This window comes from uncultured Mailhella sp. (assembly GCF_963931295.1).
Taxonomy (GTDB): domain Bacteria; phylum Desulfobacterota; class Desulfovibrionia; order Desulfovibrionales; family Desulfovibrionaceae; genus Mailhella.
Genome location: NZ_OZ007001.1, coordinates 649,084 through 664,926, shown reverse-complemented (window position 1 = coordinate 664,926; position 15,843 = coordinate 649,084). Strand labels below are relative to the sequence as shown.

General features: G+C 62.0%; 10 protein-coding genes. 5 read left to right on the top strand and 5 right to left on the bottom strand.

Annotated features, from left to right (window positions below; translation table 11 throughout):
- Nucleotides 1-457 precede the first annotated feature (457 nt).
- The gene (gene glmS / locus ABGT79_RS02585; protein ID WP_346664882.1) at nucleotides 458-2,296 is read left to right on the top strand and encodes a glutamine--fructose-6-phosphate transaminase (isomerizing); all 1,839 of its coding nucleotides are present in this window, start codon (nucleotides 458-460) and stop codon (nucleotides 2,294-2,296) included.
- 120 nt (nucleotides 2,297-2,416) lie between these two features.
- Nucleotides 2,417-4,231, top strand: coding sequence for an ABC transporter transmembrane domain-containing protein (locus ABGT79_RS02580; RefSeq protein WP_346664881.1), 1,815 nt, complete (start codon nucleotides 2,417-2,419; stop codon nucleotides 4,229-4,231).
- 926 nt (nucleotides 4,232-5,157) lie between these two features.
- Here the strand turns inward: ABGT79_RS02580 and ABGT79_RS02575 are convergent.
- Together ABGT79_RS02575 and ABGT79_RS02570 are read right to left on the bottom strand one after the other, a co-directional pair.
- The gene (locus ABGT79_RS02575; protein WP_346664880.1) at nucleotides 5,158-6,153 is read right to left on the bottom strand and encodes a GGDEF domain-containing protein; all 996 of its coding nucleotides are present in this window, start codon (nucleotides 6,151-6,153) and stop codon (nucleotides 5,158-5,160) included.
- Between the two features lie 62 nt (nucleotides 6,154-6,215).
- Complete coding sequence (locus tag ABGT79_RS02570) at nucleotides 6,216-6,446, bottom strand: hypothetical protein (protein WP_346664879.1); 231 nt, start codon at nucleotides 6,444-6,446, stop codon at nucleotides 6,216-6,218.
- Between the two features lie 1,244 nt (nucleotides 6,447-7,690).
- Here ABGT79_RS02570 and ABGT79_RS02565 point away from each other — a divergent pair.
- Nucleotides 7,691-8,131 (top strand): helix-turn-helix domain-containing protein, encoded by a 441-nt coding sequence (locus tag ABGT79_RS02565; protein ID WP_346664878.1) that lies wholly within the window; start codon nucleotides 7,691-7,693, stop codon nucleotides 8,129-8,131.
- 293 nt (nucleotides 8,132-8,424) lie between these two features.
- Here ABGT79_RS02565 and ABGT79_RS02560 read toward each other — a convergent pair whose 3' ends face one another.
- Nucleotides 8,425-9,402: a WYL domain-containing protein gene (locus tag ABGT79_RS02560; RefSeq protein ID WP_346664877.1), complete on the bottom strand. Its 978-nt coding sequence runs from the start codon at nucleotides 9,400-9,402 to the stop codon at nucleotides 8,425-8,427.
- Nucleotides 9,403-10,338: 936 nt separating this feature from the next.
- Between ABGT79_RS02560 and ABGT79_RS02555 the strand changes: the two genes are divergently transcribed.
- Both ABGT79_RS02555 and ABGT79_RS02550 read left to right on the top strand, forming a co-directional pair.
- Nucleotides 10,339-11,055 carry a hypothetical protein gene (locus ABGT79_RS02555; protein ID WP_346664876.1) on the top strand — a complete coding sequence of 239 codons (717 nt, stop codon included), beginning with the start codon at nucleotides 10,339-10,341 and terminating at the stop codon, nucleotides 11,053-11,055.
- 14 nt (nucleotides 11,056-11,069) lie between these two features.
- On the top strand, nucleotides 11,070-13,871 hold the full coding sequence (locus ABGT79_RS02550) for a hypothetical protein (RefSeq protein ID WP_346664875.1): 2,802 nt from the start codon (nucleotides 11,070-11,072) through the stop codon (nucleotides 13,869-13,871).
- A 102-nt stretch (nucleotides 13,872-13,973) separates the two neighbouring features.
- On the opposite strand, the gene ABGT79_RS02545 is transcribed toward ABGT79_RS02550, so the two are convergent.
- A complete protein-coding gene (locus ABGT79_RS02545) occupies nucleotides 13,974-15,269 on the bottom strand; it encodes a TRAP transporter large permease (RefSeq protein ID WP_346664874.1) in 1,296 nt (431 codons plus the stop codon).
- A gap of 81 nt (nucleotides 15,270-15,350) precedes the next feature.
- The gene (locus ABGT79_RS02540; RefSeq protein ID WP_346664873.1) at nucleotides 15,351-15,821 is read right to left on the bottom strand and encodes a TRAP transporter small permease; all 471 of its coding nucleotides are present in this window, start codon (nucleotides 15,819-15,821) and stop codon (nucleotides 15,351-15,353) included.
- Nucleotides 15,822-15,843: the final 22 nt, after the last annotated feature.

Genomic DNA, 15,843 nt, shown 5'->3' with positions numbered 1-15,843 from the left:
TTTCCGCGTCATGACAAAGACCCGTTCTTTTCGGAGAGCGGGTCTTTTTTCTGCCGGACGGACGACGTTCCGGAGAAGGGCAGGGCGCAACGCTGCGGGGAGCGGGAGAAGGCCTGGAGGCATGATGCCGTTCGGCGCAGCGATAAATTTTGAGGGAGTGGGAAAAGCGGACGCAGAGGGATGAGCGCGGGATGCGGCGGAATCCTGCTCCGCGCGAAAAAGGCGCAGCAGGCAAAGGAACAGGCGCGACGGGGGCGGATGCAGGGAGAAAGCGTCGCCTGCGGAAGAAGCAAAGGCGCGGGGCGGCGCTCGTCGGCGAGGAAGACGGAATGCGTGGAGATTTCTCCCGGGAATCTCTTTCAACATGCTGAAATATTTTGTCTTCACTCGGTACTTGCCCCCCGGGCCTTCCCCTAGTATAAGGACGATATATTTTCCCTGAAACAGGAGTCCTCATATGTGCGGAATCATTGGCTACAGCGGGCATCGTCCTGCCGTTCCCCTTCTGGTGGAGGGGCTGCATCGTCTGGAATACCGGGGCTACGACTCTTCCGGCGTGGCCTTTGAGCAGGCGGGCCGCCTCCAGGTGGTGAAGGCGGCGGGCAAGCTGGCGGCACTGGAGGCCAAGCTGGAAAACAACGCCTATCTTCTGGCCACTTCCGGCATCGGTCACACGCGCTGGGCCACGCACGGCCTGCCCGTGGAGAAGAATGCTCATCCGCATCTCTCGCAGGATGGGGACATCGCCATCATCCATAACGGCATCATTGAGAACTTTCAGGAAATCAAGGACGAACTGTCCGCCAGGGGGCACACCTTCCTTTCCGACACCGACACCGAAGTGCTGGCGCATCTCATCGGCGAGGAGCGCAAGAGCGCGCCGAGCCTTTGCGAGGCCTTTGCCCGCGCGCTGCGCCGCGCGCACGGCGCCTACGCCGTGGTCATGATGGGCGTGGAGGAACCGGGCGTCATCTACGCAGCGCGCATGGCCGCGCCTCTGCTCATGGGCGTGGGCGTGGGCGAATGCTTCGTGGCTTCCGACATTCCGGCTTTTCTGCCCTACACCCGCGAAGTGGTGTTTCTGGAAGACGGCGAAGTGGCCCGCATCGAGGGCGCGAAATGGCAGGTGTTTTCGCTGGCCGATCTTTCGCCCGTGAAAAAGAGCGTGAGCCATGTGCCGTGGGACATGCAGGCCGCGGCCAAGGGCGGCTACAAGCACTTCATGCTCAAGGAGATCATGGAGCAGCCGCGCGTAATCACCGACTGCCTCACCGGCCGCGTGATGGAAGGGAGCGACGGCGCGCTTTCCGTGCACCTTCAGGAGCTCGACGACATTCCCGTGCCCACGCGTCTGCACATTGTGGCCTGCGGCACGTCGTACAACGCGGGTCTCTGGGGACAGCAGCTTCTGGAAAACGTGGGCGGCATTCCCACGGATCTCGACATCGCCTCGGAGTTCCGCTACCGCGATCCCATTCTGCTGCCGGGGGAAGCGGTGATGGTCATCAGCCAGTCCGGCGAAACGGCGGACACGCTGGCCGCGCTGCGTCTTGCCAAAGAAAAGGGCTGCCGGGTGATCGGTCTTTGCAACGTGGTGGGCTCGTCCATTGCGCGCGAGGCGGACGTGGTGCTCTACACGCAGGCCGGGCCTGAAATCAGCGTGGCGTCCACCAAGGCCATGTGCAGTCAGATGGTGCTGCTGGCGCTCATGGCGCTCTACTACGGGCAGCGCCGCACGCCGGCCGTGTTCGACAGGGAACTGCTTGCCGCGCTGCACGCGCTGCCGGAAAAGCTTTCGGCCGCGCTTCCGGCCATGCAGGAGCGGGCCGGACAGCTCGCCCTGCGCTTTGCCTCTTCGCGCAGCTTCTTCTATCTCGGCCGCGGTCAGTGCCACGCGCTCGCGCTGGAAGGCGCGCTCAAGCTCAAGGAACTTTCCTACATTCACGCCGAAGGCTACGCCGCGGGCGAAATGAAGCACGGTCCCATTGCGCTCATTGATCCGCAGTTCCCCACGTTTGCGCTCGCGCTCGACAACGCGCTCTTTCCCAAGGTGAAGTCCAACATTCAGGAAGTGCTGGCGAGACAGGGCAGAGTCATCGCTCTCGTGCAGGAGAAAAACGGAAAGGTTCCGGATCGTTCCGTGGAAGAGCTGTGGGTGCTGCCTGCGGCGCATCCGGTGATTTCCTGCTTCTTCGCGCTGCCTGCGCTCCAGCTTTTCAGCTATCAGATGGCGGACTACCTCGGCAAGGACGTGGATCAGCCGCGCAACCTCGCCAAAAGCGTGACCGTGGAATAGCGGTGGAGAGATTTCTTGCCATGGCGGCCCATAGGGGCTACCATGGCCTTTCCACATCCTGTGCCGCGCGCGATTTCGGCGCGACGGCTTTCCCTGAACCCGCCTCAACGGAAGTTGTCTATGAAAAAAATTGACGTCAGGCAGATGATGGAGAAAAACCAGTTCGCCAGGAACTACAAGCGCATGTGGCCGTTCATCAAGCCTTTCTGGCCCATGGCGCTGCTTTCTCTGCTCATCTGCGTGCCCGTCGGCAGTCTCGATGCCGTCATTGCGCTCTTTCTCAAGCCCTATACCGACGTGGTCGTGGTGGGCAAGAGCATGGAATCGCCGTGGTACATTCCCATTCTCATCGTGGGCTTCACCACGGTGCAGGGCCTGCTGAACTTCGGCGGCGCGTATCTCAATGCGTGGGTGGGCGGCAAGCTTACTCTGGGGCTCAAGGCGAAACTCTACGAAAAGCTCGTGGAAATCGAGCCTTCCTACTTCGACAAGACCACCTCCGGCGAGGTGCTCTTCCGCTTCAATTCCGACGCCGAACTCGCCTGTTCCGGTCTGCTCGGCAATCTGAAGAGCTTCATCACCAGAATCTGCTCTTCCATCGCGCTCATCGGCGTGCTGCTTTACAACTCGTGGCAGCTTTCCATTCTGGCCATCGTGATTCTCGTGGTGGCCGTGGCTCCGCTCACCAAGGTGAAAAAGCTGCTCACCTCGCTGGTTTCGCGCAACAACAGCTGCATGTTCCAGCTCAACACCACCTATAACGAAACCTTTTCCGGCAACCGCACCATCGCGGCCTACAACCTTCAGGATCGCCAGAAAAAGCGCTTCAACGGCCTGCTCGACGACGTGTTCACCCTTACCGTGGCCATGACGCGCCGCACCGCGTGGATCACGCCGTTCATGCACTTCGTCATTTCCATCGGCCTCGGCCTCGCCATCGCGCTCGGCAGCTGGCTCATCGTGCAGGGCACCATTTCGGCCGGCAACTTCGTGTCGTTCATCACCGCGCTGCTCATGCTCTATACGCCGCTCAAGAACATTACCAACGTGGCGGTTTCGGTGCAGCAGTCGTTTCTGGCCATCGACCGCGTGTTCCAGATTCTGGAACGTCCCAGGGCGCTCACGGAAAAGGAACATCCCGTGTCGCTGCCTGCCGTGAAGCGCAACGTCACCTTCGAGCACGTGTGCTTCTCCTACACCAAGGGCGTGGAAGTGCTGCACGACATCAATCTCGACGTGCGCGTGGGCGAAATGCTGGCGCTTGTGGGCAATTCCGGCGGCGGCAAGAGCACGCTCGTGAGCCTGCTGCCCCGCTTCTACGACGTGACCGGCGGCAGCATCAAGATAGACGGCGTGGACATCCGCGACTTCGGCCTCAACGATCTGCGTCAGCACATTGCCGTGGTCTTTCAGGACAACTTCCTTTTCGACGGCACCATCAAGGACAACATTCTGCTCGGCAATCCCTCGGCCACGGATGAAGACGTGCAGCGCGCCCTGCAGTGCGCCTGTCTTTCCGAGTTCATCGACTCGCTGGAAAAGGGCGTGGACACCTACATCGGCGAACGCGGCATTCTGCTTTCCGGCGGCCAGAAGCAGCGCGTGGCCATTGCCCGCGCCTTCGTCAAGAATGCGCCCATCGTCATTCTCGACGAAGCCACGTCCGCGCTGGACAACAAGTCGGAAGAAATCGTGCAGCGCGCCATCGACAACCTCATGCGCGACAAGACCGTGTTCGTCATTGCGCATCGCCTGTCCACGGTGAAGAACGCCAACCGCATTGCCGTCATTCACGAAGGCCATCTTGCGGAACTCGGCACGCACGAGGAACTCATGGCCATTCCGGGCGGTCAGTACCGCACGCTGTACAACATGCAGTTCAAGGCTCCCATTCATCACGGCGAGGTTGAGGAAAAGGCGGAAGAAGTCGCCTAGCCTGCGGCTGCAATGTGAGTATGGAAAAGGCGGCGTGCTTCACGCCGCCTTTTTTGCGCTCTGCAACGGGGAAGCATGGCAGCAGCGGGCGACGCATGGCCGGTTCTTTTACTGCGCGAATATTCCGATGGCAGGACGGAACGCGCGGGGCAGGGTTCTGAGAAGTCCCTCGCCGTGAAATTCCCTCGCTGTTCGAGAAAAATGTCTCCACGTCCCCACGCTGAATGTTCCTGGCGGTTCGGAAGAACGCAGGCTGCGCCGACGCCGTTTCTCCCGAAGAGTCCGGCAGACCGCCCACGCTGCTTGAGAAATCGCAGTCTGCGCTGCCTGGGGGAATGGCAGCCGGGGATAGAGCAGGGCATATGTGTCTCTGCCGTGCGGCGCATCGAACACGCACGTCATGCGGCGCACCGGGCGCGGCTGTTTTCACGCGGGAGAGGGAAAAGACATGCTTTTGCGGCAATCTTTTTGCTCTGCGTCAGCTGTTCCCCCGCCGGCAGAGGGAAAAAGGACGCCTTGCGGAGGGCTGCCGGTTCAAGCACCGGCGCGGAGGAAGGCGGAAACGGTGTTTTCGGAGGACGGAAAGCGCGATGACGGGCCAGGTTTTCGTCCATGCGCAGCAGCGGGCGCCTGCGAGGGCATGGAAAGCCGGGCCTGAGACAGTTCCGCGGAAGGGCGGCCCGGTTGTGCCAACGTTCCCCGCAGTCTGTTCTTTCTCATGGCCGGGAACGCCGACGCACGGACGAAGGAACGGCGTTTCCCCCGGCGGGATCGGAGACCCGCGACGTAGGGCATAGGCTCATGACTCCGGGCGCGAACCCGCGACGTCGGGCGCGGAGGCAGACTCCGGGGCGACATGCTCCGGCGGAAGCCGCGGATGGCCGCCTCCCCGGAGCCGGCCGTCTTCGGAGCGGAGGGCGTTTGGTTCAGCGCTGCCTGCGATTGTTTTCCGAGCGGGCGTAGAATTCGCGCTTGGCCAGATACATGTTTCTGTCGGCCTCGTTGAGCTGTTCGTCGATGTTGCCGTGTTCCGAGCGCCAGGAAACGCCGTGGGCCACGGAGATGTCGTCGTTGTGCATGGCCTGGGCCGTGGCCTGCACCAGGCCGTGAAAGGTGTCCTTGTCGGATTCGGTGTCGATGACGACGAACTCGTCGCCGCCGATGCGGTAGGCTTTCTTGTCGAAGTGGCACAGCAGATGTTCGGCCGTGCGCCGGATGAGCGCGTCGCCGGCCTGATGTCCGTGCAGATCGTTGGTTTTCTTCAGACCGTTGAGATCGAAGTAGGCAATGCCGAGCCTTCCGCAGTCCCTGCCGTGCAGGCTTTCGCATACCTGATTGAATTTGTTTCTGTTGTGCAGGCCGGTGGAGAGGTCTTCCACGTACATGTGAACGATGAAGGCGTGCTGTTCCTCGATTTGTTTTTTCTGCAGTGCGATTTGTTCCTGAAAGTAGCGGCGGGATTCGAGCGACATTTTTTCCGGGAATCCGACGTCGCCTTCATCCATTTCGTCGTAGGGATTGGAGAGGTGCAGGTGACAGCATCGGGGGCCTTTTTCGCTCCAGCGGAACACGGTGCTGATGCGCTGATGCACGCGCAGATACGTTTCGGACGCGGGCGACGTGGACACCCACAACGTTCCGGAGCAGATGAAGATGTCCGGCATGGGCTGAATGACGTCGTAATGCTCGTCGGAAATATTGCAATGGGGCACTTTGCCCGCAAAGGAGCGCAGGGTGCTGGCCACCACGTCGGGATCGGCCGAATATTCGTGTTCCGCCGCGCCTACCCAGCTGAACACGTCGTCGAGGTGGGCGAGCAGAAGTTCCGTGCTGTTCTCGCCGTAGTGCTTGTGCAGAAAAAGACTGGTCAGTTCCATGACCTGTCTTTTTTTCTCTTCGTCCGTGAAAGAGGCGTGTTTCATCGAAAGGCCCCTGGATTTTTTATGTTGTTGAAACAAAAGATATTTTTAAAAAGTATGTTATACTAATCGCGCATATGCAACAACAGCATGATAATGAGAGTTCGCTGTTTCTTTATCATGTTGAACTCGGGAAAATCAACTGTTTTCGGATGAGGCGAAAAAGAAGCGTCGGCGTTTTGGCGAACTGTTGCATGCATGGCGACGGAAAAACAATGATTGTGGAAGTATTTTTTCAATGATGATGCGATGATAACGGCAACGGCGCGTCGCAGAAGCAGGCGATGGAGCTGCATGATGCGGCGCGGATCGGAGCAAAGTGCGGGGCGTGATGACAAGGCGGAGAGCGGCGTTTCGACCGGGCGGGCGTTGAGCGGACGACTTTTTCGCGGAAAGGGAACATCGAGACCTGCCTTGCGGATATCTGCGGCGGCCTGTGCGGGTGAGACTGGCCGGAGGACAAAGGCGCGAGCGGCTGTTGCGGGCCGAAGTGCGGGGAATTTGCGGAAGCGGGCGACCTCGGCGCGGCGATGAAGGAGAGGCCGTTGATGGGAAAAAACGTCGTCGAAGCGGGAGGCGCGGGCACGGCAGGGGCGGCTGGAGAGGGCGCGGCAAACACCGCGGCAGCGGAGGCATGGATGAGCGCCGCAACCGTGGCGGACGCGGGCGCGGAAGAAAGTGCGGACAAGGGCGCGGAGCGGCGCAAAAGCGTGAGCGCGGCGATGGGCGCAGGCAAGGCGGTGCGAGGCGCGCGGCTCAACGGCGGAACATGGGCGTTTCGATGCCGGAAAGGCACGGTACGGTTGAGAACGGAGGCGGAAGAGGAGTGCGCCGGAACGAAACCGGACGAGCGGCGAAGAGCAGAATGTTGCGCAAAGCGCAGAGCAGGGAAGAGGGGCGGGGAATGCGGGGTGCTTTCGGACGGGGAGGCGCGGCGGGTGCAGACCGACGGGCGTTGTGAAAAGCGCCGTGCCGTTGCCGTCCGAACTGGGGTCCGAGGTCATGCTGCCCGCCTGCGGGCGCGTCAAGGCTCCGAGGCGGCCGTTTTTTTCCGCTGCGCAAAGCGTGCGGAGAGGGCGCAAAAAGCCGCCGGTTAAAGCATGCGATGGGCGGAGCTTCCCTGCGGACACGAGAAACGTCTGCGCAGATCTCGCGCAAACGACGACCGCCGCGTTTTTCCGAGAAGATTCTCAGAACGACGCTCGAAGACAGCAAGGAAAAACAAAACCGTATCTATCTGTCTTTATTAGTAAAAATTGTTATAACGGAAACCTTGCAGCGCCATTGTTTTTGCCAAATCTCATGGGATTTGGACGTTGATATTCCCACACGTAGCGGTTAAAGTCGAAATGTCAATACGATCAGTAAACGCCCGTAAATCTGTTTTTAGAATATTTTTCTGTTCAAGTAAAGCAGAATTATAGGGCAAAACTTAAAATTTTATCCAACGTCTTGTTTTCATGCTTTTTGCAGCCGTTTAAGGCCCCATGCAGGATAAAGTTCAAAACAGGATGTTGGCTGTCAGAACGTTGTTTGTCCTATGAACACTCTTGGAGAACGCATAAAACTGGCGCGGGGCGGCATTTCGCAGGAGGCCTTTGCCCGGATTCTCAGCATCAGCAAAGGAGCTTTGGGCTTTTATGAGCGGAACGAAAATCTGCCCAACGTGGACGTCATACTAAAAATCTGTTCAAAGACCGGCGTGGGGCTGGAATGGCTTCTCATGGGCAGGGGGCCCATGCGTCCGGGCTGCACGACGGAGGGGGCGCAGGCCTCGCAGGCGGAGGAGTCCAGAGCGCCGGAGTCTGCCGCGTCGTGCGAGCGCTGCGCCAGAATGGAAAATCGGCTGGATCGTCTGGAGGACGAACGCCGGGAACTCTCGGTGGAGAATCGTCGTTTGTGGAAGGAGAATGCGGAATTGCGCGAGCGCTGCGCACGTTTTGAAGAACGCGCGAAACAGGAGGGCGCTGTGTTTCGATAGTCCGTCCGCTCAAGCGGCAGGAATGGGGGGGGAGCTGATCCCCGGGCGTTGCGCCGGCGCTTCGATTGCCCGACGGGCAACGAGGTCTGAGTAGCGTTGGTGTGGCGTCTGTGCCGGGGGGCAGTTTTTCGTTCAAATCGCATCGGCGCAGGACGAGATGTCCGGGGCAATTCTTTGAGGAAATGGAGAAATTCCGTGGCGTGTCGCGAGGCGCTTTTCTGAACGCCGAAAGTCCGGTGTCTTCGTTGCGGAACGAGGTCGAAGGGCAGACCGCTGTTCGGGCGGCGGGTCGGCTAGGAGAGGTCGGAAGGCGGGCAGGGCTCATGTTCGCCGCATTCCATGACTTCGGCCTCGTCGCCGAACACGCGGGCCCAGCGCACCACTTCCTGCGGATCCGACACGCGCACGGTGAACAGAATTTCTTCCGGACCGGTCTGTTCCATGTTCCGGCTCTCCCGCCACACCTTTTCCCGGATATAATGGGAGGCCTGACCGGTGAAGCGGATGGTCACCGGATATCCGTTGTCGTCGCCGGGGGCGGGTTGCTGATGGCGGAAGCCGTCGTCGGCGTCGGCGGGCCAGAACAGGCGCATGCCGGTGTCTTCCACCTTGCGGATGCGGCTCACGCGGAAGCCCTGCCATTGAAAGGGCGATTCGTCCACGGTGCGGGCGTACAGGTACAGCGCGCGCTGACGCAGGTACAGATGCCGGGGATCTATTTCCCGCCAGCGGGAGTCCCAGGCGCTGCTTGCGGCGTACAGAATGCGGATTCTCCTGCCCTGACTTACGGCTTCCAGCAGCAGGGAAAGCGTTTCCGGCGGCCGATGGTTCTTCCAGCGGGGAAAGCTGCGGTCGAAGGTGGAGAGCATCTGTTCCCGGAAGGGCGCGGGCATGCCGCCCGCCAGCTTGCGCCCGGCGTCCACGGCGAGGGAGGCGAGCATGCCGTCGCCGGTGAGGCAGAGCTGTTCGAGCGCCAGCATGAGAATGAGCCGGTTGGAGAGGCTCAGGTCGATGTTCGGCACGAGAGCGTCTTCCAGAATGCGGAAGCCGTTCTTCTTGCTGTAGCTGAAGCGGAATCCGGCTTCGGCGAGGGCGGCCTTGTCCTTGTAGAACTGACTTCTGCCGATGCCGAGCTCGGCCTGGAGCGCGCTGAGGGGTCGATGCGGATCCTGACGGATGGCCTGCACGATGCGCAGCAGACGGGAAATCCGGGAGCCGCTTTCCCCCGAAGGGGCGGCGTGAGCGAGCTCGGAGGGTGGATGAGAAGACATCGACAGGAAACTCCAGAAAAATTTTCCGGGCGGAAGCGCCCGCCGGGGACGGGCGGATGTTGAGCCCGGCTGTCGGCTGGCCTGAAAGACGCCGAACGTCCGAGCCCCTGACCACGAACGTTTTTCCGATGCATCTTTCCGGAGAGACGCCGACAACGCCGCTCCGACGCGGCTTCGGTCCCTTGGCGGACGTCCGCCGAGGTTCCGGCGCGGAGCCGGAGCGCAGGAGAGAATTTTTTAACGAAAGATATGTCCTATTGGACATCCGAAATTGCGGGGAAAGTCAAAGAGATTCTTATAATCAATCCACAGCAGTGTGGCCCGGAACCGCAGATTTTTGCAGTCGGGAAACGACGGAAGCGGGCAAGAGCCGGAGAAAGAGCGTGTTTTGCGCCCGGGAGGGGGCGAATGCGGCTTTTTTGTATGCGCCGGAAGTGTTCAAGGAGCGCTGCGCCGGGCGGCGGACGTTTCGGGGCGTTGATCGGCGTGGTTTCGGCGGGGATTTCGGGCGGCGTTTTGATTCGGGTCGGAGCCGGGACGCCGGGCGGGAGCGGACGCGATGGGGCAAGGGCGGATGTTGCCCGGTGGCCGCGCAAAGCTGAGAGCCGGAAAGAGCCGGGGGCCGCATCGGGGAGGGAATTGTCGGCGCGGGGACGCCCGGCGCTGAGCGGACGAAATGCGGGCCTGCCGAAATGAGGAGCGGGGGAATCTGGAACCGGTTTTATCCGGGCTGTCGAAGCGAGGGCAAGGGCGGAAAGGCGGGGCGGCCGGGACGGGCCGAAGTGAGGGGCGGCCGGGGCCCGGGGGCACGGCGCGGGGATTGCCGAAGAGAGCGGCTGCGTCTATCGTTGTCTTGCGGCACGATTTTTGCTTTATCCTTCATACGGAGCGTTTTTTCCGGCGCGCCGCCAACTTTGGCGTCATGAGGAGGCCTGCATGTCTGAACGCGAAGCGGTACGTCTTCCCGAGGGGTTGACGGAATTTCTGAAAGACAACGATATTCCCTGTCCGCCGGTGCCACTGTCGGCCCTGGACGTGCTGGATCGAACGGATGACAACTTTTTTGCCACGGACATGCGTCCCGTGTCCTTTGTTCCCGTGCTGCCCGGAGACATGGACGCCGTGCTCGACGCCTGGAGCGGTCGGCAGGAGAGCTCGGAGGCCGAGGCTTCGGACGCCGTTTCGGACTCCGGCGAGGACGAAGACGCCCGGGCGGGCGCAAACGTCGGCGGTTCCGAAGAGGCGGCGGCCTCCGCGCCTTCTTCCGACGGGGACGTTCCTTTTTACGAAGGCGGATACGTGGGCTTCGGGCTTGCGGGAGGCGGCCTTCAGGGGATGCGCGTGCTTTTTCTGCTGAAGGAGGGCTCGTTTCGGTTCGGCGTGAGTCTGCCTTGGAACCGGGCCTTCGGCGATCCTGCGGAGGAGCGGGAAGATCTTGAGGCTGCCTTTCGTCTGGCGGAAGTCTGCCTGCAAAGCAGGCCCGGGAGCGGAGAGCTGCGCGTGTTCGTGAACGATCTGGGCTGCCGCTGGTCGCTCACGGGCGAAGGCGCGGAGCGCGGAGGCGACGACGTGGACGGTCTTCTGGACTGTCTGGAAACCGGGGACATGCGCTGCGAAGAAAGCGTGCCCTTCAGCATGTGGATGCGGGTTTAGCGGGGGAGAAGCACATGAGTCAGGTTCATAATCCTCTTCATACTCCTTTGATATCGGATCTGCCGGAACCTTCCGTCAGCGGCAGCCATGCCGTTGCGACGTCTCCCGCCGTGGAACAGGAAATCCGCCCGGAGGCGGCGCGGCCTGCCGCCATGCCGGTGGCGGTGCAGCTTCAGGGCGCGCAGAAGCGCCTCGACAGGCTGCTCGGGCGCGCGTCGGGCAATCTGCCCTGTCTGACCGGTTCGGTGTACGCCGAGCTTGCCCGGAATATTCCGCGTCCGGGGCTTTTCAGCGGCCTGCGGCGCACGCACGGCCGCCTCATGGATGCGGCCCGGGCCTGCGACAAGGCGGCCGCGGCTCTGGCGGGCATTCCGGCCCGCTCCTTTGCCGGGGTGCCGCTTCCCGAGGCGCTGCTGAACAGGCTTTCGGCGTACACGAAGGCGCAGAACGCGCTCTACGGCGAGGTGCGCCGCTTCATGGAGGCGTCGGGGAACGATTCCGCGCTGCTTTCTTCGCTGCTGCAATCCACCCAGTACCGGGCCTCGGAGGCGCTGAATCTTGTGGCGTCGCTCCAGCTTGCGGGCGGAAGCGGGGAAGGGCTTTCCGCCGAGCAGCAGGTCGTGCGCGCGAACATGCGGGACCGTATGGCGGACATGGGCGACATGACCGTTTCCGGCGGCATGAAGGCGCTTGCGCCCGGCATGCACGAGCGCACGCTGCAAAGGCGCGTGGCCGGGCAGATGAGGGAACTTTTCGACGCGCTCGACAGGCTGGAGCAGCAGGGCGCGGGCATGTCGGAACAGCAGTTCCGCCGCGAGGCCGCCGATGTGAGGGACGTGCTCGACAGGGCGCGGGCCGCGGTGGCGCTGCTGAACACCGACGGCATGAGCGTGGAGGACAGGAGTCTGCACGCAGGCCTGAACGATCTTTTGGACCGCTGCGCCGTCAGGCTCGGAAATTTGTCCGGCTGTTCGCTGCACGGGGAGGTCGTGAAGGCCGTGGACGAGCTCATGCCCGTCATTGATCCCGACATGTGCCGCGCCCTGGCCTCGAAGACCGGCCTGACCAGACTGCGGAACGCGCTGATGGATGTCGCCGGCGGCCTTGCCCGGTACAATGCCGATCTCAGGGCCCTGAAAGGGGACGTTCAGGCGGGCGCGTCCTCGCCGGACAGAGTCAGAAGCGGGCTGATGCAGGCGTGGCGGCGGCTTCGTTCCGGCAGCACGGACAAGAATTCCACGCTGCTCTACGCTCTGTACCTCGCAGGCAGCGGCGGATTGTCGAACAGCGTTGCCCTGCGCAACTTTCTCGGAAGGTGCGGCGTTTCCATTTCGGTCCGGGAGGCGGTCAATCTGTTTGCCGCAGCCCGCAGCAGCGACTTCTGCGAGGGCGCGGGCGCGGCGTTTCTGGAAAAATTTGCCGGCACGCTCTCGACCCGTCAGCCCATTGTCGAGGCGCAGGCGGAGGAAATTGCCGCCATGTATGCGGGCACGGCAGCCGATCGCGCCGTGCTGCGCGGCGAATACATTGCCGCGGCCTTCGAGCACAACGTGGCTATTTCCACGCTTCTTGAGGCGTCGCTGCGGGGCATTCCGACTGATCAGCTTGAAATGAAGGCCGGCAGCGACACGCTGAAGAGCGCCAAAGTGCTGGGGCACGGCGCGGCCAACACCGTGACGCTGTGCGTGTACCGCAGCGAGAACGGCGAAGACGTGCCTTTGGTGTTCAAGCCGGAAACGGCCGCGCGGCAGGGCTTTCCCGATCTCACCGTGTACCGGCTCGGCTACCGGGCCGGGGCGCGCGTCATGCAGATCAACGTGGCGGCCAGCCGCAGCGCCGATGCCGCAGGTTGCGGCGACGCCGTGGCCCGCTCCCGCATAGGCGTGTACGACGGGCGCGTGGGACTGTTCATGGAGAAGGCTCCGGGCAGCACGGCCTGCGACCTCATGACGGGGCGTCCGTGCGTGCCCGACGGCCGGGGCAACAAGCTGACGCTTGGGCAGGTCGTGAGCGGACTCAGAAAGAAAGGCCTGCTCGACGACATGCGGGCCAATCTCATGCGCGAGCTGAACAGGCTGGAATGGGCGGACGCGCTTTCCGGTCAGGCGGACCGTCATTATCAGAACTATCTTGTGGACATCAATCCCGAAACCGGCGCGGTGAAGGTGACGGGCATCGACAACGATGCGAGCTTCGGCGCGCGCAAGGTGGGCGTGGCGAAGGTGGACATTGCCGGCAGGGACGAACTTCGGCAGGCGCTTGAGGCCGCGCATGCCGGACCTCTGCCGGTCATGGTGGACGCATCTGCCCTCAGCGACGATCAGAAGCGGATTCTGCGCATCTTCATGCCCGATCTTCCCGACGACGCGACGCAGGTGAACATTGCCGGGAATCCGGCGCTTCAGGCGCAGCTTTCCGGCGCGGGAGTTCATCTTTCCGTGGTGGTGGACGGCAGCACGCTCAATGAGGATCAGCTCGGCGTCATGCGCAGGCATCTGGGCTTCAATCAGCTGTTCCGGCCGTCGTTCATCGACAGGGAAACTTATGAAAAGCTCCGTCTGCTGGATGAGAACGCCTACCGCATGAGCCTTCGGGACTGCCTCGATGACGAGGCGCTGGACGCCGCCGCAGCGCGCCTCAGGGATGCGAAGTCCGTGGCCGAGGATCTTGCCCGGCGCGGCCGCGTGGTGGACGACTGGAAAGACGCCGCCGTGCTGGACGCCATGAAGGCCGAGGTGCGGGGCGTCGATCGCGACTCCCTGTTCCATCACCTGCATTTCGGCTTTTTCCAGCGTGATTTTCTGGGAAAGGTATAGCCCTCTTTGAGGCATGAAAAGAGGCCGTCCGTTGCCGGGCGGCCTTTTTTCTTTCTTAGACGAGCCGAAGGCTTCCGGCCCCGAAATGCGGAGCCGGGATGGTTACATGCCGAGCAGGCGCGGCAGGAAGAGGGTGATGTCGGGGAAGAGCACGATGACCACGAGGGCCAGCACGGACGCAAGGAGCATGGGCAGCACGGGCGGCGTGATTTCTTCCATGGTGAGGTTGCTGATTTTTGCGCCCACGTAGAGGTTCACGGCCACGGGCGGCGTGACCTGACCGAGGGCGAGGTTGATGGTCATCATGACGCCGAACCACACGGGATCCCAGCCGAAATGAGCCATGATGGGCAGCAGGAAGGGCAGCAGCACGTAGTAGATGGAAATGGCGTCGAGCAGCATGCCCGCGATGAAGAGGATCACGTTGATGAGCAGGAGCAGCACGATGGGGTTGTCGGAGAGGGAGAGCAGCACGGAAGCGCCGCGCTCCACGAGTCCCACGGTGCTGGCGACCCAGGCGTAGAGACCTGCGCAGGTGACCACGAACATGATGACGGCGGTGGCCTTCACGGATTCCACGAGCACGTCCACAAGGATGGAGAGCTTGTTGATGGTGCGGTAGATGAACACGCCCACGAACAGGCCGTAGAAGATGGCCACGGCGGCGGCTTCGGTGGGGGTGAACACGCCGCCGTAGATGCCGCCGAGAATGACGACCGGGGTCATGACGCCCCAGAAGGCTTCGCGCAGGGCCCTGGACACGGGCATGGAGCGCGGTTTGCCGCGATAACCCTTCTTTCTGGAGGTGATGAGCACGGAGGCCATGAGGAAGATGGCGACCACCACGCCGGGAATGAAGCCTGCGGCAAAGAGGGCGGGCACGGAGACGTCGGCAATGCCGCCGTACACGATGAACGCGATGCTCGGCGGAATGACGATGGCAAGGCCGGAAGTGACGGACACGGTGGCGGCGGCGAAGGGCTTGTCGTAGCCGCTCTTGACCATGGCGGGAATGAGGATGAGGCCGAGGGCGGCCACGGTGGCGGGGCCGGAGCCGCTGACGGCGCCCCAGAAGGTGGCGACGCCCACGGTGGCGACGGCGAGGCCGCCGGTCATGTTGCCGACGAGGGTTTCCACGAGCATGACGATGCGGGCCGCGATGCCCGCGCGTTCCATGATGAAGCCCGCGAGAATGAAGAACGGAATGGCGAGCAGCGGCACCTTGGCGATGCCGGCAAAGAAGTTGTAGGAGAGCATGTCGATGCCCATGTCCCACCACCAGCCGACGAAGATGGCGGAAACGCCGAGAGAGATGGCTATGGGCACGCGGAAGATGAGCGGAACGATGAAGGTGACGAGAAGCCAGAAGGCCGGATCGTGAAAAAGTGAGGTATCCATGCAAAATTCTCCAGACTTCAAAGACGCGGAAGGCGTTTGAAGCAAGCGGTTTGACGTGCGGATCAGGGTCCTTGCGGGGGACTAGTAGTTTCTGGAACGGAAGTCTTCCCAGAGCTTCTGGAGAATGCGCACGATGATGAGGGCGGAAAAGAGCGGCGTGGCGATGGTGTAGATCCAGACCGGAATGGCCAGCGATTCGGAAATCACTTCGAGTTCGATTTCGTCCTTGACTTCAATGTATCCCTGCCAGCAGAGGGCGGCGAAGAACGCGATGCTGCACAGCGTGCCGAAAATGTAGAGGAGCTTTCTGAGGGGGCGGGGCATGGCGTCGTAGAGCAGATTCATGCTGAAGTTCCCGCCTTCGCGGAAGGCGCGGGAGGTTCCCAGCAGCACTATCCACACGAAGAGGTTGACGGTGAGCTCTTCCGACGAGGAAAACGAAAAATTGGTGCAGTAGCGCACGATCACGTTGATGAACGATATGCACGCCATCACGGCCAGCAGTACGGCTCCGAGCAGTTCCTCGAAGCGTGCGTTCAGAAAGTTCCACATAGTGAGAATCCCCGATGATGAA